This is a genomic window from Dactylosporangium thailandense, from assembly GCF_059739745.1.
Map to the genome: position 1 here is coordinate 5,374,285 of NZ_AP029195.1, position 21,638 is coordinate 5,395,922.

Genomic DNA, 21,638 nt, shown 5'->3' on the forward strand with positions numbered 1-21,638 from the left:
CGCCTGCAATGCGCTTCTAGACCTTGCCGTAAATCGCACTAAAATAGCATAAATGCATGTCGGATCGCTGTCCCGGCTGGTGCGACCGACACCCCCGCCCTACGGGTTGGGGATCGCGGTCGCCGCCGCGCTGGTCGTCGCGGAGACGCTCCTGGTCTATCCGCTCCACCAGGTGATGGCACCGTTCGACCCGGGCGTCATCTACATCCTCGGGGTACTGGTCGCCTCGATGGTGTGGGGTTTGTGGCTCGGGCTGGCCACGGCGGTGGCGAGCACGCTGGCGTTCCTCTACTTTCACGTTTCGCCCATCGGCGGGTTCGCCGCCTCCGACATGCGAGAAGTCGTCGGGCTGGCGGTTCTGCTCCTTGTCGCGGTGGCGACGAGCGCGGTTGCGGACCTGTCCCGGGTGCGCGCGGTCCAGGCCGAAAAATCCGATCTCACCGCCGAGATGGCCCGGCTGCTGTTGCACGCGGACGACCTCCGCACGGTGCTACCCGCGGTCGCAGCATGTATCGCGCGATCGCTCGAACTGCCGCACGCCGAGATCCACCTCGCCGTCGTCCCGGATGATGACCGACGCTCGGCGTTACCCCTGCACGTCGGCACCGCCCGGATCGGGACGCTGATGGTGCCGGGGGACGTGCCCGAGCGAACAATGCAGCGGCTGCGGGAGTGGGTCGTGCCGTCATTGGCATCGCTGCTGCAAGCAGGCTACGAACGTGCGGCCGTGCTGGAGTCGCTGGAAGCAAGCCGGGAGCAATCGCGCCGGCTCGCCGCCGAGCAAGCCGCGCTGGGGCGAGTAGCGAACCTCGTGGCCCACGGCAGTCATCCACTCGCCGTCTTCGACGCGATCACCACAGAGTTGCACGGACTGCTGAGCGAATACAGCACGTGGCTGTGTCGCTACGAACCCGACGGCACGGCCAGTGGCCTGTCGAGCAGCCTCACCGGACCGGGAGCGGACCAGATCCGCTGGCCGCTCGAGGGCGAGAACGTCCTGATCAAGGTGCGAGACACATGCCGTGCCGCCAGGGTGGACGATTTCGTGCATGCGGCCGGCCCTGCCGCCGCGTACGCCCGCGAGAAGGGCATCCGCTCCGCGGTCGGCGTGCCGATCGTGGTTGACGGGCGGTTGTGGGGCGTGGCGTGCGTTGCGTGGGCCCGGCCCGAGCCGCTGCCACCCGACACCGCGGAACGCGTCGCGGCCTTCACCGACCTCGCCGCCACCGCCATCGCCAACGCCGACAGCCGGGCCGAGCTCGCCGCGTCCAGGGCCAGGCTCGTCACCGCCGCCGACCAGGCCCGCCAGCGCATCGAACGCAACCTGCACGACAGCGCACTGCAGCCCTTCCTCGCCGTCGCCATGCAACTCGGTGTTGTGCAGGCCGGCCTCCCGCCAGGGCTGCAGCAGACCAAGGCGGAACTGTCGAGCGTCCTGTGCAGCCTCAACCGTGCCGTGGACGACCTGCGGGAGATCGCCCGGGGCATCCACCCCACCCTGCTCGCCGCGGGCGGTCTGTCATCCGCGCTCAAAGCGCTCGCCCGCAGATCCCCGGTACCGGTCGACCTCGACCTCCACACCTGCCCACGCATGCCCTCGGTCGTCGAGGTAGCCGCCTATCACCTCGTGTCCGAAGCGCTGGCCAATGCCGCCAGGCACGCCCACGCCACGATCGTGCAGGTGCAGGCGGCAAGCCGGGACGGCACGCTGCACCTGACGGTCTGCGACGACGGCGTCGGAGGCGCCGACCCACAGCGCGGGTCCGGCCTCACCGGTCTGCAGGACCGCGTCGAGGCGCTCGGCGGACACCTCACCATCAGCAGCCCCACCGGCGGCGGGACCCTGCTCCTGGCCACCATCCCTGCCACATCCGGCCCCGGCGTTCCTGCTGAGTAGGCGGACCCGCGGCGGCCAGCGATGTGGTGTCGAGGCACGCTCAGCCATCGCCGGTGTCCCGGTCCGCATCGGGACGGAAGCCCTTCTTGGCCTGCTGGACCAGCTCGTAGACGTGGGTGCGGATGTCGGCGAACGCCGGCGAGGAGCGGGTCTGCAGCTGGTCGCGCTCGTCGGGCAGGTCCACCTTGACGTCTTCCAGGACCACCGTCGGGCGGTTGGACAGCACGAGCACGCGCTGGCCGAGGTAGACAGACTCGTCAATGTCGTGGGTGACGAACAGGACCGTGATGCCGAGCCGTTTCCACAGGGTGCGGACGAGGTCTTCGAGGTCGGCGCGGGTCTGGGCGTCGACGGCGGCGAACGGTTCGTCCATGAGCAGGACGCTGGGTTCGTACGCCACCGCGCGGGCGATCGCGACGCGCTGCTGCATGCCGCCGGAGAGCTGCCAGGGGTGGGCGTCGGCGCTGTCACGCAGCCCGACCGCCTCCAGGGCCGTGTCGACGCGGGCGGTGCGGTCGGCCTTGTTCAGCCCTTTCTCCTTGAGCGGCAGTTCGATGTTCTTGCGGACGGTCAGCCAGGGGAAGAGGCTGCGGCCGTACTCCTGGAAGACGACAGCCATCCCGGCCGGCGGTCCGGTGACGGGGGTGCCGTCGAGCGTGATCCGGCCGCCGCTGACGTCCAGCAGGCCGGCGATGCAGCGCAGCAGGGTGGTCTTGCCGGCCCCGGACGGCCCGACGATGCACACGAACTCGCCGCGGTCGATGCGGAAGGTGAGGTCGCGGACGGCCTCGACGGCGCGGCCCTGCCCGGTGTAGGTCTTGGCGAGGCCGTCGACGTCCAGCGCTACAGATTTGATCATCACACTTCCCGTTCGGCTTGGCGCTGACCGCGGTACCACGCCAGGGCTTTGTGTTCGACGAGCCGGAACAGACCGGACAGCGCGACCCCGATCAGGCCGAGCAGGATGATGCCGGTCCACATCTGCGGAATGGCGAACCCACGCTGGAACTGCACGATCGCGGCGCCGAGGCCGCGGTTCGCGCCGAACAGCTCGCTGATGACCATGAGGATCACGCCGATGGACAGGGCCTGCCGCGCGCCGGTGGCGATGCGGGGGCTGGCAGCGCGCAGAATCACGTGCCGCAGGGTGGCCAGGCGGCCGAGATGATAGGAGCGGGCCGTGTCGCGTAGGACCTCGTCGACGGAGCGCACGCCCTCGACGGTGTTGAGCAGGATCGGCCATACGCAGCCGAGCGCGATCGTGACCAGCTTCGGGGTCCAGCCGGTGAAGCCGGCGAAGAGTGCGATGACCGGGATGAGCACCGGCGGGGGCAGTGCGCGGAAGAACTCCAGCGTCGGCTCGGACAGCGCGCGCAGGGTCGGTGAGGAGCCGATCGCGGTGCCGAGGCCCACGCCGGCGACCAGGGCGATGAGGTAGCCCAGCACGAGCCGGGTCAGGCTGGGCAGCACGTCGTGCATGATCGGGTCTTCGGCGAACCAGGTCTCCGGGAACGCCTGGACGATGGTGGACAGCGGTGGCCAGAAGAAGCTGACGCTGCCAGCGGACGCCGACCACCACACGGCGAGGAGGACAGCGGGCAGGCCAACAGCGAGCAGGATGCGTTTGAGGATGTCGACGGTCTTCACAGATCACTCCGGACCGAGGTGTGCCAGCGCAGCACCCGGCGCTCGACCGCGCGGGCGGACAGGTTGACCAGGACGCCGATGATGCCGACGACGATGACGAGCGCGTAGGTCTCGGCCACGGCTCCGGAGCCCTGGGCGACGCCGATGGACTTGCCCAGGCCGGGCACGCCGATGATGAGCTCGGCGGTGATCTCCAGAATGAGGGCGACGGCGGCGGCGAGCCGGAACCCGGTCACCACGTAGGGCAGAGCGGTGGGCCAGACGACGGTGCGCACGACCGCCCAGCGAGAGAAGCGGTAGGAGCGGGCAGTGTCGCGTACGACCGGGTCGATGTCGGCGACGCCGTACAGCACCTGGACGAGCACCTGCCAGAACGAGGCGTAGACGACAAGGACGAGCGCGGACTGCATCTGGCTGCCGTAGATGAGCACGACGAGCGGGATGAGCGCGACCGACGGGATCGGGCGTAGGAACTCGATCGTCGAGGCGGTCAGCGCGCGCAGGATCGGCACCGAGCCGACAAGGACGCCGATGACGATGCCGGCCGCCATCGCGATCGCCAGGCCGAGTGCCCAGCCGCGTACCGTCTGGCCGAGGGCCGTCCAGAAGTCGTGCTCAGTGAGCACGACGCCCAGCTTGGCGACGATGCTCGTGAAGGGCGGCAGGTAGTTGCGGTCGACGAGGCCGATGCGCGACACGGCCTCGACCAGCGCGGCGACCACGGCGAGGCCCAGCAGGCCCAGGGCGGGGCGGCTCGGCGTCGGCCGGTTGCGGCGGATGGGCCGGCCGATCGCCGACCCATCCGTGGTCGTGGAGGTCACGGCAGCAGGGTGTCCAGGGTCAGCGGCTTGGTGATGAGGCCGTCGTTCTTGGCCAGGTCGCCGAGCAGCTGCACCGATTCCTTGTCGACCGAGCTGGGCCACCTCGGCAGGGTCAGCTTCGCCTGGACCGCCGGGTCGAGCTTGGTGTAGGTGCTCAGGATGGCCCGTACCTCGTCGGGGTGCGCTTGTGCGTACTCCATGGACTTCTTCATCGCGGCGGTGAACGCCGCGACGACCTTGGCGTTCTGCGATGCGTACTGCTGCGAGGTGAAGTACATGCTGATGGTCAGGTCGGGGTCGGTGCCGGCGTAGTTGGACGCGACCTGCCGGTAGCCCTGGTTCATGGCGATGGTCAGGAACGGCTCGACGACCTGCCCGGCGTCGACGTCGCCCTTGCCGACGGCCGCGGTGATGTCAGGGAACGCCAGCTCGGTGAAGTTGATCTTTGTTGGGTCGCCGCCGTCCTTCTTCACCACGTTGTTGATGGTCGTGGTGTTGATGTTCTTGAGGGTGTTGACGGCGACCTTCTTGCCGGCTAGGTCCTTGGCCGTCTTGATCGGGCTGTCGGCCTTGACGATGACGGCGCCGAAGTCCTTACCCTCGGTGCCGGTCGAGGCCACACCGGCGGCGGCGACCTTCAGCGGCAGGCCCTGCGAGTTGGCCAGCAGCAGCGACGTGGTGTTGGAGAAGCCGAACTGGTACTGGCCGCTGACGACGGCGGGCACGATCGCGGCGCCGCCCTGGGCCGTCTCGAGTGTCACGTCGAGGCCCTCGGCGGTGAAGAAGCCCTGCTTGACACCGAGATAGATCGGGGCGACGTCGACGATCGCGATGACGCCGACCTTGATTTTGGTGGTGCCGCCCGATGACGTCGAGCCGGTGGAGCCGGAGCCGGCGTCGTCGCCGCAGCCGGCGAGGGCGAGGGCGGCGACGGCGGTGAGAGCAAGGACGGAGCGACGGCGCATGCGTGCTGGGGCGGGGGTGTGGGGTCGGGGCATGGGTCCTCCTGTGGACGACGAGCACCCCGGCGGGGGCTCGCGAGGCCGACGAGCCGGACGTTACACATATCGTCAACAATTGTGAAGTCAATCGACCGCCGGGATCTGAGCACGATACCCGGGCTTCGGAGGTTGACAGCATCTATTGCGGAGTGGATTGTTGACAATCGAATCGCGCCACCGGTCGAGTCCGACGGAGCTGAGAACGCATGGCAGCGCACTACATCGTCCGGTCGGTCGACCGGGCTGAACCCGACGTCATCGCCGCCCTGCGCGCGGCGGGCGTCGCCACCGTCCACGAGGCCGCCGGCCGCATCGGCCTGCTCGGCCCCGAGGTCCGGCCCCGCCAGACCGGCGCGGCGATCGGCGGCTCCGCGATCACCGTCTCCAGCCACCCCGGCGACAACCTGATGCTGCACGCGGCCGTGGAGATGTGCCGGCCCGGCGACGTGCTCGTAGTGACCACGACCTCGCCGTCGACCGACGGCATGTTCGGCGACCTGCTCGCCACCTCGCTGATGGCCCGCGGCGTCGTCGGCCTGGTCATCGACGCGGGCGTGCGCGACATCGCCACGCTGCGCGAGATCGGCTTCCCGGTCTGGTCCCGGGCCGTCCACGCCCAGGGCACGGTCAAGGCCAGCCCCGGCTCGGTCAACGTGCCCGTCGTCGCGGCCGGACAGCTGGTGCGCGGCGGCGACATCGTCATCGCCGACGACGACGGCGTGCTCGTGCTACCGGCCGCCTCCGGCTCGGCGGTCGCCGACGCCGCGGCCAAGCGCCTCGAGAACGAGGCCGGCAAGCGCGAGACCCTCACCGGCGGTGTGCTCGGCGTCGACCTGTACAACCTGCGCCCCCTGCTGGAGGAGCTCGGCGTGCGGTATGTGGATCGGCTCCCCGAATGAGCGACGGCATCCGCTGCATGCAGTTGCGCGGCGGCAGCTCCAAGGGCGCCTACTTCCTCGCCGAGGACCTGCCCGCCGACCCGGCCGAGCGCAACGACCTGCTCCTGCGCATCCTGGGTTCCCCGGACGACCGCCAGATCGACGGCCTCGGCGGAGGACATCCATTGACCAGCAAGGTCGCTGTCGTCTCACCGTCGGCCGACGCGCACGCCGACGTCGACTACTTGTTCCTGCAGATCGTGCCCGGCCGTGCGGTCGTCACCGACGCCCAGACCTGCGGCAATCTCCTCGCCGGAGTCGGACCGTTCGCCATCGAGCGTGGCCTCGTCCCGGTCACCGGCGACACGACCACCGTGCGGATCCGGATCGTCAACCCGTCGGTCAGCCTGGTCGAGGCCCGCGTGCGTACGCCCGGCGGCCGGGTCCGCTACGACGGTGACACGGTCATGGCCGGCACCCCGTTCCCGGCCGCCCCGATCGATCTCACGTTCCCCGGCGGCGCAGCGCCGGTCTTCCCGACCGGCGCCCTCGTCGACGAGTTCGCCGGCGTCGCGGTCACCTGCGTCGACGCCGGCATGCCCGTCGTCGTGCTGCGCGCCGCCGACCTCGGGCTCGACGGCACCGAGGACCCGGCCGACCTCGAGAGCCGTTCCGCACTGCGGGGAAAGCTGGAGCAGGTGCGCCTGGTCGCAGGGGCCGCGATGGGGCTCGGGGACGTGGCCGACATGACGGTGCCGAAACTGAGCATCGTCTCCGCGCCGAGGAACGGCGGCACCGTCACCACCCGGACGTTCATCCCGCACCGGGTCCACACCGCGATCGGCGTTCTCGGCGCGGTCTCCGTCGCCGCGGCCGTCCGCACCCCGGGCACCGTGGCGCCCGCCGGCAGCGACGACTCACTGGTCCGCGTCGAGCACCCCACCGGAACGTTCGACGTCGGCATCGAGCTCGACCCGGGCGGCGCGGCGACCCGGGTGCTGCGCAGCAGCGTGGTCCGCACCGCGCGCAAGATCTCCGACGGGCTCGTGTGGCCCCGCAGTGGAAAGGCAACCGGATGACGATCCCGCACGACCCGGACGGCCGGCGCGACATCGCCCACGTCGGGCCGATCGAGCTGTACACCCCGGTCCTCGACGAGTCCGCCGACTTCTTCGTGCGGATCATGGGGCTGCGTGCGGTACACCGGGACGAAAGCTCGGTCTACCTGCACACCTGGGACGACTATCAGTCGTGGACGCTGCGGCTCATCCAGCGCGACGCCGCCGGGATCGGCCGGACCTACCTGCGCGCCGCCGGCCCCGAGGCGCTGCGACGGCTGGTGGCGAGCACCGGCGCGACCCGCGTGGTCACCGACGTGTACAACCTCGGTGAGGTGCACGTGTGCACCGACCCCGACGGGCACGAGCTCGGCCTGTACTGGAACGTCGAGTGGTACCAGGCCGACGACACCGACCGCCCGGCGCTGAAGAACCAGGCCGCCGCCTACCCGGGCCGCGGCGCCAACCTGCGCCGCCTCGACCACGTCAACTACCTCACCGCCGACGTTCCCGGCACCTCCGCCTACCTGCGCGACGTGCTCGGCGCCCGCTGCACCGAGCAGATCGTCAAGGACGACGGCAGCCCTCAGGCGATCTGGTACTCGCTGGGCAACAAGACCTACGACCTCGTCTACACCGAGGACTGGACCGGGACCCCCGGCCGGCTGCACCACATCGCGTTCGCCACCGACACCCGCGAGGAGATCCTGCGCGCCGCCGACGTGTGCCTCGACGCGGGCGTGCACATCGAGACCGGCCCGCACAAGCACGCCATCCAGCAGACCTTCTTCCTGTACGTCTGGGAGCCCGGCGGCAACCGCATCGAGATCTGCAACGCGGGTGCCCGGCTCATCCTCGCCCCGGACTGGAAGACGATCAGCTGGACGAAGGAGGAGCGCGCGAAGGGCCAGGCCTGGGGGCTCAAAACCATCGAGACCTTCCACACCCACGGCACGCCGGTCGTCGCCCCCACCGGAGACCCGGAATGATCATCGACTGTCACGGCCACTACACGACCGCCCCCGCAGCCCACACCGCGTGGCGTGCGGCGCAGCAGGCCGCGTTCCGGGCCGGGCAGGCCGCGCCGGCGTACCCGGACATCTCCGACGACGACCTGCGCGCCTCCGTGGAGGGCAGCCAGCTGCGACTGATGCGCGAGCGCGGCGTCGACCTGACCGTCTTCTCGCCCCGCGCCTCCGCCATGGGCCACCACTTCGGCGACGAGGCGGTGAGCCGGGCATGGACCCGCGCCTGCAACGACCTCATCGCCCGGGTCGTTCAGCTGTACCCCGGGCACTTCATCGGCGTCGGCCAGCTGCCGCAGTCGCCAGGCGCGCCGATCGCCGGCTCGATCGCCGAGCTGCGCCGCTGCGTCGAGGAGCTCGGGTTCGTCGGGGTCAACCTCAACCCCGACCCCAGCGGCGGGCACTGGACCGCGCCGCCGCTGACCGACCGCGGCTGGTACCCGCTGTACGAGGTCATGGTCGAGCTCGACGTGCCGGCCATGGTGCACGTCTCGGCCGTCACCAACCCGAACTTCCACGCCACCGGCTCGCACTACCTCAACGCCGACACCACCGCGTTCATGCAGCTGCTGCAGGCCGACCTGTTCCGCGACTTCCCGGACCTGCGGTTCGTCATCCCGCACGGCGGCGGCGCCGTGCCCTACCACTGGGGCCGCTTCCGCGGGCTCACCGACATGCTCGGCCGGCCGCCGCTGGCCGAGGCGGTCATGCGCAACGTCTTCTTCGACACCTGCGTCTATCACCAGCCCGGCATGGACCTGCTCTTCGGCGTCGTCGACGTCGACAACATCCTGTTCGGCTCCGAGATGGTCGGCGCCGTGCGTGGCATCGACCCGCAGACCGGCCACCACTTCGACGACACCCGCCGCTACGTCGACACGCTCGGCCTGAGCGCGGACGACCGGCGCAAGGTCTACGAGACCAACGCCCGGCGCGTATACCCGCGTCTGGACGGCGCCCTGCTGCGGCGGCAGGCCGCCACAACCTGACCCCGCACCCCTATCGCACCACGTCCCATCGTTCGCACCGAGGAGACGAGCCGTGCCCGAACCGATCCGCACGATCCTGGTGGCCACGGCCGCCACGGTCCTGTCCGCCGTGGTCGGCGTCACCCCCGCCACCGCCGACGCCGCCCGCCGCCCCGCCACCACCCCGCAGGGCCTCGCCGCCCTCCCGGCCGTCCAGCCCGTCATCCCATGCGCGGACGTGCTGGGCCTGAAGATCAGCAATGTCACGCTGCAGTCGGCAACCATCGTCACCGCGAACACCCCCGCCCCCTACTGCGAGGTCCGCGGCAGCATCACCCCGAACAACACCATCGTCGTCCGGATGCCCGTCAACGGCTGGACCCAGCGGTACGTGCAGACCGGCTGCGGCGGCCTGTGCGGCAACGCGAACATCAACTACGGACAGGCGGCCGGCTGCCCCGTCATCGCCGACGGCACCGTCGCCAGCGCCACCACCGACATGGGCCACCAGGGCCAGAACGACGGCTCCTGGGCCGCCGGCAACCCGCAGGCGCAGATCGACTTCGCCTACCGGGGCGTGCACGAGACCGCCGTCGCCGCCAAGGCACTCATCAAGGCCTTCTACAAGCGTGGACCGGTCTACTCGTACTTCACCGGCTGCTCCGACGGCGGCCGCGAGGCGCTCATGGAGGCCCAGCGCTACCCGGACGACTTCGACGGCATCGCCGCCGGCGCGCCCGCGAGCAACATGGCCGTGCAGAACACCTTCCACCACGCCTGGAACGTGCTGGCCAACAAGGACGCCAACGGCAACTCCATCCTGCTGGCCGGCAAGCTCCCGCTCGTCCACACCGCCGTGCTGCGGGCCTGCGACAGGCTCGACGGGCTCACCGACGGCCTGATCGACGACCCGCGGCTGTGCCGGTTCAACCCCGACACCCTGCGCTGCGCGACCGGCCAGGCCCCGACCACCTGCCTGTCCCCCGCCGAGGCCACCGTCGTACGCAAGCTGCACGACGGCGCCACCGACACCCAGGGCAACCGCCTCGAACCCGCCATCGCCCACGAATGGGGCTCCGAGCTGGAGTGGACGCTGTTCATTCCGGCTGCCCAGGGTCAGCCGGTGGCCAGCGAGATGTTCGCGCTGTCCTACCTGCGCCACCTCGCCGACCCCAACCACCCCAGCCCCGGCTACCAGCTCACCGACCTGCGGTTCACCGTGTCGGCGTTCTGGAAGACCGTGCTGCCGTCGTCCACCTACATGGCCGCGCTCGACCCGGACCTCAGCCGCTTCCAGCGCAGCGGCGGCAAGCTCATCCTCTGGCACGGCTGGAACGACCAGCACATCTCGCCGCAGAACACGCTGGTGTACTGGGACACCGTCAACACAACCATGGGCGAGCGCACCGTGGACCGTTTCGCCCGCCTGTACCTCTTCCCCGGCATGGCCCACTGCGGCGGCGGCGAGGGCCCGAACACCTTCGACGTCCTCACCCCGGTCATGGCGTGGGTCGAGAGCGGAGCCCAGCCGGGCAAGATCGTGGCCAGCCGAAGCACCGACGGCACGATCACCCGCACCCGCCCGATCTACCCGTACCCGACCGTCGCCCGCTACGACGGCACCGGCAGCGTCGACGACGCCGCCAGCTTCGTGCCGTACACCCCTCGCGACACCGTCCGCAACGACGCGAACTGGGTCGGGCAGCGACTGTTCTCCAGCGACTACCAGACCTGGCCCCGTGTGGTGAACGGCCGGCTCGTCCTCTGATCCGCACCGCCCCGCCGGCGCGGCGCCTCCGTTCGGCGGAAGGCGCCGCGCTCGCATTCGAGTGCCCGCCGCCTGCACCGACCGGATTGTTAACGATGTCTGCCTGGTGTCGTCCTGCGGCCATAGCCCTACTTGCGGGAGATTGTTGACAATACTGTGGGCGGGTTGCCACACTCATCACGTGCCAGTTCAGCCGCATTCCGACACCCCGGCCACGCAGGCCCGGGAGGCGCTGCGGGAGGCCATCCTGCGTGGCGAGTACCTACCGGGTGAACGACTCGTCGAAGCGCAGCTCAGTCAGCGCCTCGGTGTGAGCCGGTTCAACGTGCGCACCGCCCTGCAGGACCTCGCCGCCGACGGGCTCGTCGAGGTGCAGCGCAACCGCGGTGCGGTCGTACGCAAAGTGTCGGTCGAGGAAGCGATCGAGATCAGCGAGGTCCGCATGGTCGTCGAGGGCCTCGTCGCCGCCCGCGCCGCCACCCGGGTCACCGACGAGCAGGCCAGCGAGCTCGACGAGGTCGCGCTGCTCATGCGCCGGGCCGTCAGCGCCGGAGAGTTCCGCCGCTACAGCGATCTCAACCACCGCCTCCACGCGCTGATCCGCACGATCGCCGGGCACCGCACCGCCGACAGCATCATCGCCACGCTGCGCGGGCAACTGGTCCGCCACCAGTTCATGCTGTCGATGCAGCCGGGACGACCCCAGGTGTCACTACCGCAGCACGAGCGGATCATCGAGGCGATCCGGCAGCGTGACCCGAAGGAGGCCGAGACGGCGATGCGCGAGCACATCGCCAGCGTCATCGAGAACCTGCGCGGCATCGACGGGGCGGGCCTGATGTGAGCGCGACGCCGGTAATCGCGGTCCTCGGCCTCGGTGAGGCCGGCGGGCACTTCGCCCGCGACTTGGTGACCAGTGGTGCGACGGTGCGCGGGTACGACCCTCGCGTCGTGGCGCCGCCGGGAGTACACCCGGCAGACACCGCGGCCCAGGCGTGTCACGGCGCCGGGCTCGTGCTCAGCGTGAACAGTGCCGCCGACGCCCTCGATGCCCTCTCGCAGGGCCTGCCGGGCTGCGCGCCGGGCACCGTGTGGGCCGAGCTCAACACCGCGGCGCCCGCGGTGAAGGAGGCCGTGCAGCGCGCCGCGGGAGACGACGCGGTCGTCGCCGACGTGGCCATCATGGCGCCGGTCCCGCCCCGCGGCCTCGGCACCCCGATGTCCGTCTCCGGCCCGGGCGCCGACCGGTTCGCCGCGATCATGGGCCCGCTGGGCACCCCCGTGGAGGTGCTCGAGGGCCCGGTCGGCCTCGCCGCCACCCGGAAGCTGTTGCGCAGCATCTTCTACAAAGGCATGGCCGCCGCGGCGGTGGAGGCCCTCGCCGCCGCCCGCGCCGCAGGCCTGGAGGAGTGGCTCACCGGCAACATCGCCGACGAACTCACCCGGGCCGACGCGGCGACACTGGACCGCCTCGTCACCGGCTCGCGCAGGCACGCGGTGCGCCGAACCCACGAGATGCAGGCCGCGGCGGAACTGCTCGACGGCCTGGGCGTGCCGGCCCGGGTGGCCCGCGCCAGCCGCGACTGGTTGCGCGACCTCGCCTGAGCCGCCGCCAACCGATCAGCCGGTAGCGACCCCTTCGGCGGCCGGGCGGGGGCGCAGTGCGAGCCCGGCGACGGCGGTGGCCAAGGCGATGACCACCGTGATGAGCAGGCTGATACGGGCCCCGTGCAGAAAGCCGCCGGAGGCGGAGGCCAGCGCCCCGAACACGGCGACGGCGAGCGCCCCGCCGACCTGACGGCTGGTGTTGAACACGCCGGAGGCGACTCCGGTGCGCCGGGCCGGGACGCTCTCGAGCAGGACCGCGGTGGTCGGTGGCATGATCAGCGGGCCGGTCAGTCCGATCGGCACCAGCAGCAGCGCCACCAGCCAGATCGGTGCGGATGCGGGCAGCAACGCCAGGGCGGCGGAGCCGGCGGCGAGCAGGACCAGTCCGGTCACCACCGGCACCCGGGGGCCGACGCGTTCGACGATCCGCGCGGTGAACGGGGTCAGGAGGGCGCTGAGCAGCATCATCGGCAGGAACGCCGCCCCGGCGGCGAGGGGTGACAGGCCGCGTTCGGTCTGGAAGTACAGGCTGAACAGGAACGGCAGGCCGTAGAAGCCGACCATGAACGCGAACCCGATCGCGACGGCGACGTTGACCGTTCCCGAGCGGAACAGTCCCAGCGGCACCATCGGGTGCGCCACCCGAGCCTGCACGAGCACGAACGCCACCCCGGCGAGCACCGCGACCGTGAGGGCGGCGAGGACGCGCGGGCTGGTCAGTCCGTGTGGGCCGGCGTCGATCGCGCCGAAGGTCAGCGCGCCCATCGCGGCGATCGCCAGGACCTGCCCGGTCCAGTCGAACGGCACCCGGTGGTGCGGGCTGCGAGGCATCCGGGCCAGCAGGGCGAGGGGGAGCGCCACCACGGGCACGTTGACCCAGAAGATCAGCCGCCACGACGCGAGGCTGAGCAGGCCGCCGAGGACGGGCCCGGCCGCGGCGGCGACCGCGCCGCCCATCGCCCAGACCGCGACCGCCCGGCCCCTGGCGGACGGCTCGGCGTAGGCGTGCCGGACGAGGGCCATCGACGCCGGCATCACCACCGCGGCACCGACGCCCTGCAGGAACCGGGCGGCGACGAGGACGGTCAGGCTGGGCGCGATGCCGCACAGCACGGACGCGACCGCGAAGAGCAGCAGGCCGGCGCCGAAGCCGCGCTTGGCGCCGACCCGGTCCGACAGTGCGCCGGCGGACAGCAGCAGCGCGGCGAACATGAGCGTGTACCCGTCGACGACCCACTGCAGGCCGGTGATCCCCCCACCCAGGCCGGCCCGGATCGACGGCAGCGCCACGTTGACGATGGTCGCGTCGAGGGTGATGACGAAGAACCCGAGCACGGCCGCGGCGAGGGTCGAGCGGGCGTGCACGCCGGCGCCCGCCGCGGTGGCGGCCGGGCGCAGTTCGGAGATGACAGCAGCGGACATGTAGCCAAGGCAACCACCGCGGCTGCCGATGAGGCAGACGCTGTCGACAGGGGGTACTACCAGCACCCCTCTCTGCCCGCCACGCCGTCCTACGCTCGAGTCGTGACCGGCCCCGACGTACGCGGCGACATCCGGCAGTTCCTCATGACCCGCCGCGCCCGCATCACCCCGCAGCAGGCCGGGTTGCCCGACTACGGCGGCCGCCGCCGCGTGCCCGGGCTGCGCCGCGAAGAACTCGCCCTGCTCGCCGGGATCAGCGTCGAGTACCTCACCCAGCTCGAACGCGGCCGCGCCCGCGGCGTCTCCGACGAGGTCGTCGACAGCCTCGCCCGCGCCCTGCAACTCGACGACGTGGAACGGGCCCACCTCATCGACCTCATCAGCGTCGCCAACACCCCGCCACACCGCACCCGCCGGCGCGCCACCGCCGGCCCGGGCCTGCGCCACAGCGTCCGGCAGCTGCTCGACAGCATGACCGGCGCCGCCGCCTTCGTGCGCAACCAGCGCCTCGACATCCTCGCCGCCAACCGGCGCGGCGCCGCCCTCTACGCCCAGGTCCTCGACCGCCCCGAGCTGGACGCGAACCTCGCCCGGTTCGTCTTCCTCGACCCGGACGCCGCCACCTTCTACCGCGACTGGAACGCCATCGCCAACGACGCCGTCGGCAGCCTGCGCACCGCCGCCGGCCGCGACCCCCACGACCCGGCTCTGTCCGCGCTCATCGGCGACCTCGCCATCCGCAGCGACCAGTTCCGGACCCGCTGGGCCGCTCACGACGTGCGCTACTACCGCAGCGGCGTCCAGCACTTCCACCACCGCGCCGTCGGCGACCTCGACCTCGACTACGACGCCCTCGAACTGCCGGCCGACCCCGGCCTCACCATCGTCGCCTACACCGCCCGCTCCGGCACACCCGCCCACCAGGCCCTGCACCTGCTCGACACCTCGACCGCCACCCCCACCGACGCGCCGGGGTGACCGGCCCGACGCGGGCGATGCTGCGGCCGCCCAGCCCGAACGGCTTGAACTCGGCGCCGAGCTCGGCACCAACCCGATGGCCTTCTACCACGCACTCGGCGCGCTCGGCCGGTCCGGGTTCGCCGACCGTGAGCTCCTCGTGATGGTCAACGCGCTGCGGTCGTTCACGATCGGGCACGTGCTCGCCGAGGTCGGCGACCCGGTCGGCGGCCCGGTCGCGACCGAGCAGGAGGCCGCCGAGCTGCTCGGCCCCTACCCGAACCTCGCCCGGCACGGTGCACCTGCGCGCCCTAGCGCTCCGGCACCAGCCGCCGCCGGGCCGCCCGGGCCACCGGGCGGGGGCGGCCGTCGCCGCCGTCCGGCCGGGCGAGCTGCCCCAGGTGGGCGGCGACGAGCCCGGCCGCGTCGCGGTTGCCCGCCTCGCCCATGTCGTCCAGGCCCGGCAGCGCCGCCGCCAGCCGCGAGCTCCGCAGCCAGTCGAACAGGTCCGGCGCGCCGGACCACTGGTGCAGCCGCTGCATGCGCGTGGCGTAGAAGGCGATCACGTCGCCGGCCGCGCTCGGGTTGGCGGCCGGCACCGCGAGCCGGTTGCGCGTGTCGTCGTCGAGCTCTAGGCGCTCGAGGTGCCCGATGACGGCAGCGCTCGGCGCGAGCAGGCACGGCAGCAGCGGCTGCAGGGTGATCGCGCCGTCGGCGAAGACCGGCCGGAGCGGCCGCCGCGTGAGACCGTCGGCGGTGCAGTCGACGTATACCGTGCCCGGCGGCGACGCGATGTCCCCGCCCTCCAGGCGCACCCCGCCGGCGTCGACGCGGCGCACGCGGCCCAGCCGCACCACGTGCTCGATCCGGCGCAGCTGCGCCAGCTCGAACGTGCTGACGGTGGCGCAGCGAAACGCGCCGGGCGTCACGGCCGGATCCCGCCGGACGATCATCTCCAGCCGCTCGAGCGCGCCGATCGCCTCGCCGGGCGAGCGGCAGTCGCGCAGCCGCTGCAGGTGGCGGTACTCCGGCTCCGGGCCGCCCTGCCCGCGCGGCAGCAGCCAGGCGTCGCGGGGCGAGATCCACGTGATGCGGGCCGGGTCCACGCCCCGGTTCAGCAGCCACAGGCAGGCGTCGATGCCGGTCTTGCCGGCGCCGATCACGGTGAACCGCTGCGGCGCCGCGGCGAGGTTGACGAGCTCGTTGACGGGCACGACCGGCACGCCGTCGGCGACCTCGAAGGGCCGGCGGCCCATCGCCGGCACGGTGACGTCCAGGTACGCGGCGTCGACGACGCGCCGGGCGGCCACGATCCGGGTGGTCTCGCCGCTGACGAGGCAGCGGGCCCGGGCCGTGGCCGGCCGGCCGGGGAGCACCTCCTCGACGTGGTGCATCGGCAGGTACACGACCCGGCCCGACTCCAGCAGGCGCTCGCGCATGAGCCGGTCGTAGTAGTCGAGGATCTCGTGGCGCGACGCGCGGCCGGTCGCGTCGGCGTCGCTGGGCATCGCCCGCGAGTGCACGCCGTAGACGTGCGACGGGCTGTGTAGCCGGACGAACGGGTACGACATCGTCCAGTGCCCGCCGGGGGCGTCGTAGCGGTCGACGACGGCCATCGTGCGGCCGCTGTCCTCGGCGATGACGTCCGCGAACGCCATCCCGCCGGCCCCGGCACCGATGACCAGGTAGTCCACCTCGATCGTCGCGGGGCTCATGGCGTCACGGGCTCCCCGGTCAGCTCGCCCATCGCCACCACGATCTTCCGCGGGCCGGTGAACGGGCTACGCGAGTGCGCGACGAGCATGTTGTCGATGACGAGCACGTCGCCCTCCCGCCAGGCGAACGCGACCGACTCGCGGTCCATCAGCTCGCGGACCTCGTCGACCACCTCGTCCTCGATGACGCCGCCGTCGCCCCAGAAGACGTTCCGCGGCATCCCCTGCGCCCCGCAGATCCCGAGCAGCACCGAGCGGGTCTCCGGGTCCAGCGCCGACGGGTGGTGCAGCGCCAGCTGGTTGAAGAACACCGCCTCGCCGGTCACGGGGTGGCGCAGCACCGCCGGCGCCCGCCGCGAGGTGCGCAGGCCGCCGTCGGCCGTCCACTCGAGGCTCGTGCCCTCCTCGGCGCACCGGCGCTCGACCTCGGCCCGGTCCGTGGTGCCGAAGAAGCGCGACCAGCTCACGTCGACGCCCTCGATGAAGTTGCGGACGTAGCGCAGCCCCCGGGTCGCGAAGCGCTCGGCCAGCTCCGGCCGCATCCGGGCCAGCACCGTGCGGCAGTCGACGATCGGCGTCTGGCCGCCGGAGCGCGGGGCCACGATGCAGGAGAAGAACTGCCGCATCGGCCAGCGCGGCAGGTGCGAGCTCTCGTTGTGGAACAGGATCGACAGATCCTGCGGGTACGGCGTGGACTGGTAGATGCGGTCCGACTCGCCCTCGCGCGGCAGGTCGCCGTACTCGCGGTGCAGGGTGGCGCACAGGGCGGCGGCGGCCTGCTCGAAGCGCTCGACCGAGCCGGCGTTGAACCCGCGCAGCAGCACCGCGCCGTGCCGCAGCAGCCGGGCCTCGACGGGCTCACGGTTGGCGCGCAGCCACCCGGGCAGGTCGACGCCGGGGCCGTTCGGGGTGATGAGCACGGGTGCCGACGGCGCCTCCGGCAGGAAGCCGATGCTGACCGGCTCGCCACCGGCGGAGGACACCGTGCGCCGGGCCGCCCCCAGCGGCGGGCGCCGGGACGTGACGTCACTCATGGATGGGCCTCATTTCGATCGCGATGGAGTCCGGCCGGGCCCGGCGTCATGCCGGCAGCACCCGGCCGATGAGGTCGGCCAGCTCGGCGACGGCGGGCTGGCGCATGATGCCGTGGTGCGTGGCCGCCACCGACGCGAGGCCGAGCGGCGCGCCGACCACCGAGGCCCAGCCCCAGGTACGGTCCGGGTCGGGCTCCTCGTCGGCCGGCTCCGCCCGCACCAGCAGTACCGGAAAGTCGGGCGGGTCGAAGGTGGCGCCCTGCCGCACGAAGTGGCGGTCGAGGGCGGTCATGTTGACCGTGAAGACGTCGAGCATGCTGCGCAGCTCCGCCTCGCCGGCGCCGGGAGGCAGGCGCCCGGCCCGGTGCATGGCGTCGAGCAGCTCTCGGTGGCCGATCGGCCCGTCCGGCAGGTCCAGCAGCTGCCAGTGGAAGGCGAAGCGGCGCACCAGGTACTCCGGCGACGTCCAGTCGGCCCCGTCCTGCTCGCTCGGCAGGGCCCCGTTGACGATGATCAGCCGGGCCACGTCGTGCCCGCCGCGGCGCAGCGCCTCGGCCGTGGCGTAGGCCATCGCGCCGCCGAAGCACCAGCCGATGATCACCGGCGCGCCCCCGCCGACGGCCGCGATACTCGCCGCGTACCCCTCGGCCATGGCGGCGTAGTCCCGCTGCGGCTCCCGGCCGTGCAGGCCCCACGACTCGATGCCGAAGACCGGCCGGTCCGCCGGCAGCAGCCGGGCCAGCTCCCAGTAGCTCAGCGTGTTGCCGCCGCCCGGGTGGATGCAGAAGATCGGGGCGCCGCCGGGCCCGGCGGGGGCCGCGCGCAGCGGGACCAGGTTGGAGTCCTGCACGTCGCTGCCGCGCACGAGCGCGGCCATCGCCGCGACGGTCGGGGCGGTGAACACCGCGGACATCGGCAGCCGGCAGCCGAAGGCGTTGTTGATCTGCGCCATGAGCTTGATCGCCCGCAGCGAGTGCCCGCCGAGCTCGAAGAAGTCAGCGTCCGGCGACGAGACGTCCTGCTCCAGGATCGACGACCAGATCGTCAGCAGCCGCTGCTCCACCGAGTCGCGCGGCCGGCCGGTCCCGGCCCGCGGCGCCGCCACCGGCGCGAGGGCCCGGCGGTCGAGCTTGCCGTTGCCGGTCAGCGGCAGCCGCGGCAGCACCTGCCAGCCGGTCGGCACCAGCGCGGCCGGCAGCTGGCCGCCGACGGCCGCCCGCACCTGCTCGACCGACGGCGCCGGCCCGCCGGCCGCGGCGGTGAGGTAGGCGTCGAGGTGCGTCACGAGGCCGGCTTCGTCCGCGCGCGCCACGACGGCGGCGGCGTCGACGCCGGGCTGAGCGGCCACCAGCGCCTCGATCTCGCCGAGCTGGACCCGGTATCCGCGCACCTTCACCTGGTCGTCCAGGCGGCCGACGATCTCGACGCCGCCGCCGGGCACCAGGCGGCCGAGGTCGCCGGTCCGATGGGCGTACGGCGTGTCCGCCGTGCCGAAGCCCGCCCGGCCCTCCCGCAGCCGTGCGAGGTAGCCCAGGCCGACGCCGGGTCCGCTGACCTGCACCTCGCCGAGGCACCAGGGCGGCAGTGCGGCGCCCGCCGGGTCGAGCACCGTGAGCACGTTCGCGCCGAGGCCACCACCGACCGGCATCGAGGCGCAGCGCTCGTCGACCGACGCGTCCAGCGCGATGCAGGAGGCGCCCACCGTCGTCTCGGTCGGGCCGTAGTGGTTGTACACCCGCAGCCCCGGCGCGATCTCGCGCAGCCGCTCGTACAGCCGGCGGGGCAGCCGCTCCCCGCCGAGCACCAGCGCCTCGGCCGGCAGCAGCGCGAGCGGGTCGGCCGCCTCGGCCAGCAGCGCCGTGAGGTGCGAGGGGACCAGCTTCAGCGCGGCCGGGCGATGCGCACCGAAGCACTCGGCGAGCGCCGCCGGGTCGGTGGCGGTCCCGGCCGGGACGAGCTGGACGCACCCGCCGCCGGCCAGGGTCGGGAAGATGGCGGTGTAGGCGAGGTCGGCGGCGAGGGTCGACACCGCCGCGAACTCGGCGCCCTCGGACAGCCGGAGCGTCTCGCCGATCGCCGTGGCGTAGTGCGCCACCTGTTCGTGCCCGATGACGACGCCCTTGGGCCGCCCCGACGTGCCCGACGTGAAGATCACGTAGGCGGCGCCGCCGGCCGGCGCGTCGGCGGTGACCGCCCGCCCCGGGTCCACGACCGCCGCGGCCGGGTCGACGACGCGCACCGTGCCCCACCCCTCGGCGTCCAGCCCGGAGGCGAGCAGCAGCGCCGGATCGGCCTCCCCCAGGATCGCCTCGACCCGCCGGCGCGGCCACCCGGGGTCGAGGGGCACGAACGCCGCACCGCAGCGCCAGACGCCGAGCATCGCGACGACCGTCCCGGTCGCGGCGGGGGCGAGCATCGCCACCCGCTGCCCCGGCCGCACGCCGTGCCCGCGCAGCAGGTGGGCCAGCGCGTCCGCGCGCAGCGCCGCGTCGCGGTAGGACACGACGGTCTCGCCGCAGCGCAGCGCGGGCCGGTCGGGCGTGCGGTCGGCCTGCGCCAGGAAACGCTCGAGCACCGAGGCGGACCGGGCGGGCGGCGGGCACACCGCGGCCGGCCCGCGCGGCGCGGTCAGCCGCAGCGTGCCCACGGCGCGCCCCGGGTCGCCGTCCACCGCGTCGGCCAGCTGGTGCTCGAAGGCGTCCGCCACGAGGGCCAGGTCGGCCGGGGCGATCCGGCCGACGGCGCCGACGAGGGTCAGCCGGAGGCGGTCCGGCCCGCGAACGCAGTCCAGGTGCAGCTGGCCGGGGGCATCCAGCGGCGAGCCGGCGGCCGACAGCTCCTCGGCCCAGCGGTCGCGGCGGTGGCGGTACGACAGCGGGCCGCCGGCGGCCACGAGGCCCGGGTCGACCTGGTTCTCCATCGCCGCCGCGGCGCGCAGCGCGTCCTGCGCCGCCCGCAGCGCGTCGGCGACCGTCGCGTCGGCGGCCAGCTCCACCCGGGCCGGCACCGGGCGCTCCAGCAGGCCGAGCACGCCCTCCAGGCCGTCCTCGGACCGGCCGGCGGCCAGCACCACCACCGGGTCGTCGGCGTCGCGGTCGTAGCGCAGGTGCAGCGAGCGCCACAGGGCCAGCAGCACCGCCGCCTCGCTCACGCCGCACCGCCCGGCGAGCGCCTCCAGCCGCCGCAGCCCCGCGCCGGCGACCACGAGCGAGGCGATCACCGGCTCGGCGGCCGGGTCCCGGCGCTCGGCCGGCACGAGGAAGGGCAGCGCCGAGGCCCGCCCGTCCGGCGCCGACGCAGGCGGGTCCAGGGCCTCGCTGAGCCAGGCGGCGACGTCGGCGTACTGCAGCACCTCCCCCGCCGGCTCCTCCACGACGTCGTCGAGCAGCAGGCCGACGAGCCGGCTCCAGGAGGCGTCGTCGACGCTCAGCCGCGGCAGGGAGACGACCAGCCGCGTGCCCGCTGCGCCGAGCTCGTGCTCGACGGTCAGCTCGCCGGCGCGCAGCACGGTGCGCTCGGCGCCGATCCGCTCGACCGCGACCGGCCCGGGCGGCGCCACCACCTGCACGGGCGCGGCCAGGCCCGGCAGCTCGGTGTACCGCGTGCGCAGAATCTCGTGCGCCGCGACGGCCGCGGCCAGGCGGGTCTCCAGCCGCTGCGCCGGCACCCGGGCGGCGGTGCGCACCGTGCGCACCGCCGTGCTCCCGGCCTCGCCCAGCCGGGCGAGCTGCTGCGGGGCGAGCTGGTAGCCCTCCTCCTGCCACGTCTCGACGCTCGTCATCGTCCATCCCTCCGGTGTCCGTCGTGGCGGTCCGGCCGATCCGCGGCCGCGGGCCTCG

Annotated in this window: 17 protein-coding genes; 9 read left to right on the plus strand and 8 right to left on the minus strand. The window is 72.9% G+C overall.

Annotated features, from left to right (window positions below):
• Positions 1-52: 52 nt before the first annotated feature.
• Positions 53-1,897 (plus strand): GAF domain-containing sensor histidine kinase, encoded by a 1,845-nt coding sequence (locus tag AC6JBM_RS23385; RefSeq protein WP_497985703.1) that lies wholly within the window; start codon positions 53-55, stop codon positions 1,895-1,897.
• A gap of 40 nt (positions 1,898-1,937) precedes the next feature.
• Here AC6JBM_RS23385 and AC6JBM_RS23390 read toward each other — a convergent pair whose 3' ends face one another.
• From AC6JBM_RS23390 to AC6JBM_RS23405, 4 genes are read right to left on the minus strand one after another with little or no spacing between them, the layout of a single operon-like run.
• Positions 1,938-2,756: an ABC transporter ATP-binding protein gene (locus AC6JBM_RS23390; RefSeq protein ID WP_497985704.1), complete on the minus strand. Its 819-nt coding sequence runs from the start codon at positions 2,754-2,756 to the stop codon at positions 1,938-1,940.
• On the minus strand, positions 2,756-3,544 hold the full coding sequence (locus AC6JBM_RS23395; protein WP_497985705.1) for an ABC transporter permease: 789 nt from the start codon (positions 3,542-3,544) through the stop codon (positions 2,756-2,758). The genes AC6JBM_RS23390 and AC6JBM_RS23395 overlap by 1 nt, the downstream gene beginning before the upstream one ends.
• Positions 3,541-4,365, minus strand: coding sequence for an ABC transporter permease (locus tag AC6JBM_RS23400; protein ID WP_497985706.1), 825 nt, complete (start codon positions 4,363-4,365; stop codon positions 3,541-3,543). Before AC6JBM_RS23400 ends, AC6JBM_RS23395 begins: the two co-directional genes overlap by 4 nt.
• Positions 4,362-5,363, minus strand: a complete 1,002-nt coding sequence (locus AC6JBM_RS23405) for an ABC transporter substrate-binding protein (RefSeq protein ID WP_497985707.1) — start codon at positions 5,361-5,363, stop codon at positions 4,362-4,364. Before AC6JBM_RS23405 ends, AC6JBM_RS23400 begins: the two co-directional genes overlap by 4 nt.
• Positions 5,364-5,572: 209 nt before the next feature.
• Here AC6JBM_RS23405 and AC6JBM_RS23410 point away from each other — a divergent pair, with 209 nt between their 5' ends.
• From AC6JBM_RS23410 to AC6JBM_RS23440, 7 genes are all read left to right on the plus strand, one after another.
• Entirely contained in the window at positions 5,573-6,265 is a 693-nt protein-coding gene (locus AC6JBM_RS23410) for a 4-carboxy-4-hydroxy-2-oxoadipate aldolase/oxaloacetate decarboxylase (protein ID WP_497985708.1), read from the plus strand.
• Positions 6,262-7,323, plus strand: coding sequence for a 4-oxalomesaconate tautomerase (locus tag AC6JBM_RS23415; RefSeq protein ID WP_497985709.1), 1,062 nt, complete (start codon positions 6,262-6,264; stop codon positions 7,321-7,323). The genes AC6JBM_RS23410 and AC6JBM_RS23415 overlap by 4 nt, the downstream gene beginning before the upstream one ends.
• A complete protein-coding gene (locus tag AC6JBM_RS23420; protein ID WP_497985710.1) occupies positions 7,320-8,291 on the plus strand; it encodes a VOC family protein in 972 nt (323 codons plus the stop codon). The genes AC6JBM_RS23415 and AC6JBM_RS23420 overlap by 4 nt, the downstream gene beginning before the upstream one ends.
• Positions 8,288-9,316, plus strand: a complete 1,029-nt coding sequence (locus AC6JBM_RS23425; RefSeq protein WP_497985711.1) for an amidohydrolase family protein — start codon at positions 8,288-8,290, stop codon at positions 9,314-9,316. Before AC6JBM_RS23420 ends, AC6JBM_RS23425 begins: the two co-directional genes overlap by 4 nt.
• Before the next feature lie 52 nt (positions 9,317-9,368).
• Positions 9,369-11,063, plus strand: coding sequence for a tannase/feruloyl esterase family alpha/beta hydrolase (locus AC6JBM_RS23430; protein ID WP_497985712.1), 1,695 nt, complete (start codon positions 9,369-9,371; stop codon positions 11,061-11,063).
• Positions 11,064-11,244: 181 nt separating this feature from the next.
• A complete protein-coding gene (locus AC6JBM_RS23435) occupies positions 11,245-11,907 on the plus strand; it encodes a GntR family transcriptional regulator (RefSeq protein WP_497985713.1) in 663 nt (220 codons plus the stop codon).
• Positions 11,904-12,668 carry a DUF1932 domain-containing protein gene (locus AC6JBM_RS23440; RefSeq protein WP_497985714.1) on the plus strand — a complete coding sequence of 255 codons (765 nt, stop codon included), beginning with the start codon at positions 11,904-11,906 and terminating at the stop codon, positions 12,666-12,668. Before AC6JBM_RS23435 ends, AC6JBM_RS23440 begins: the two co-directional genes overlap by 4 nt.
• A gap of 15 nt (positions 12,669-12,683) precedes the next feature.
• Here the strand turns inward: AC6JBM_RS23440 and AC6JBM_RS23445 are convergent, their stop codons facing one another.
• On the minus strand, positions 12,684-14,093 hold the full coding sequence (locus tag AC6JBM_RS23445; RefSeq protein WP_497985715.1) for a DHA2 family efflux MFS transporter permease subunit: 1,410 nt from the start codon (positions 14,091-14,093) through the stop codon (positions 12,684-12,686).
• Between the two features lie 102 nt (positions 14,094-14,195).
• Between AC6JBM_RS23445 and AC6JBM_RS23450 the strand changes: the two genes are divergently transcribed.
• Entirely contained in the window at positions 14,196-15,071 is an 876-nt protein-coding gene (locus tag AC6JBM_RS23450; protein ID WP_497985716.1) for a helix-turn-helix transcriptional regulator, read from the plus strand.
• A gap of 290 nt (positions 15,072-15,361) precedes the next feature.
• Here AC6JBM_RS23450 and AC6JBM_RS23455 read toward each other — a convergent pair whose 3' ends face one another.
• From AC6JBM_RS23455 to AC6JBM_RS23465, 3 genes are read right to left on the minus strand one after another with little or no spacing between them, the layout of a single operon-like run.
• Positions 15,362-16,765, minus strand: coding sequence for an FAD-dependent oxidoreductase (locus AC6JBM_RS23455; protein ID WP_497985717.1), 1,404 nt, complete (start codon positions 16,763-16,765; stop codon positions 15,362-15,364).
• Positions 16,762-17,799, minus strand: a complete 1,038-nt coding sequence (locus tag AC6JBM_RS23460) for a TauD/TfdA family dioxygenase (protein ID WP_497985718.1) — start codon at positions 17,797-17,799, stop codon at positions 16,762-16,764. The genes AC6JBM_RS23455 and AC6JBM_RS23460 overlap by 4 nt, the downstream gene beginning before the upstream one ends.
• A 46-nt stretch (positions 17,800-17,845) precedes the next feature.
• The gene (locus AC6JBM_RS23465) at positions 17,846-21,580 is read right to left on the minus strand and encodes an amino acid adenylation domain-containing protein (protein ID WP_497985719.1); all 3,735 of its coding nucleotides are present in this window, start codon (positions 21,578-21,580) and stop codon (positions 17,846-17,848) included.
• Positions 21,581-21,638: the final 58 nt, after the last annotated feature.

What these genes read in the sequence shown, in the direction of transcription:
- AC6JBM_RS23385 (WP_497985703.1), top strand. Translation starts at nt 53, where the DNA reads ATGCATGTCGGATCGCTGTCCCGGCTGGTGCGACCGACACCCCCGCCC.
- AC6JBM_RS23390 (WP_497985704.1), bottom strand. Translation starts at nt 2,756, where the DNA reads ATGATCAAATCTGTAGCGCTGGACGTCGACGGCCTCGCCAAGACCTAC.
- AC6JBM_RS23405 (WP_497985707.1), bottom strand. Translation starts at nt 5,363, where the DNA reads ATGCCCCGACCCCACACCCCCGCCCCAGCACGCATGCGCCGTCGCTCC.
- AC6JBM_RS23410 (WP_497985708.1), top strand. Translation starts at nt 5,573, where the DNA reads ATGGCAGCGCACTACATCGTCCGGTCGGTCGACCGGGCTGAACCCGAC.
- AC6JBM_RS23415 (WP_497985709.1), top strand. Translation starts at nt 6,262, where the DNA reads ATGAGCGACGGCATCCGCTGCATGCAGTTGCGCGGCGGCAGCTCCAAG.
- AC6JBM_RS23420 (WP_497985710.1), top strand. Translation starts at nt 7,320, where the DNA reads ATGACGATCCCGCACGACCCGGACGGCCGGCGCGACATCGCCCACGTC.
- AC6JBM_RS23425 (WP_497985711.1), top strand. Translation starts at nt 8,288, where the DNA reads ATGATCATCGACTGTCACGGCCACTACACGACCGCCCCCGCAGCCCAC.
- AC6JBM_RS23445 (WP_497985715.1), bottom strand. Translation starts at nt 14,093, where the DNA reads ATGTCCGCTGCTGTCATCTCCGAACTGCGCCCGGCCGCCACCGCGGCG.
- AC6JBM_RS23455 (WP_497985717.1), bottom strand. Translation starts at nt 16,765, where the DNA reads ATGAGCCCCGCGACGATCGAGGTGGACTACCTGGTCATCGGTGCCGGG.
- AC6JBM_RS23460 (WP_497985718.1), bottom strand. Translation starts at nt 17,799, where the DNA reads ATGAGTGACGTCACGTCCCGGCGCCCGCCGCTGGGGGCGGCCCGGCGC.
- AC6JBM_RS23465 (WP_497985719.1), bottom strand. Translation starts at nt 21,580, where the DNA reads ATGACGAGCGTCGAGACGTGGCAGGAGGAGGGCTACCAGCTCGCCCCG.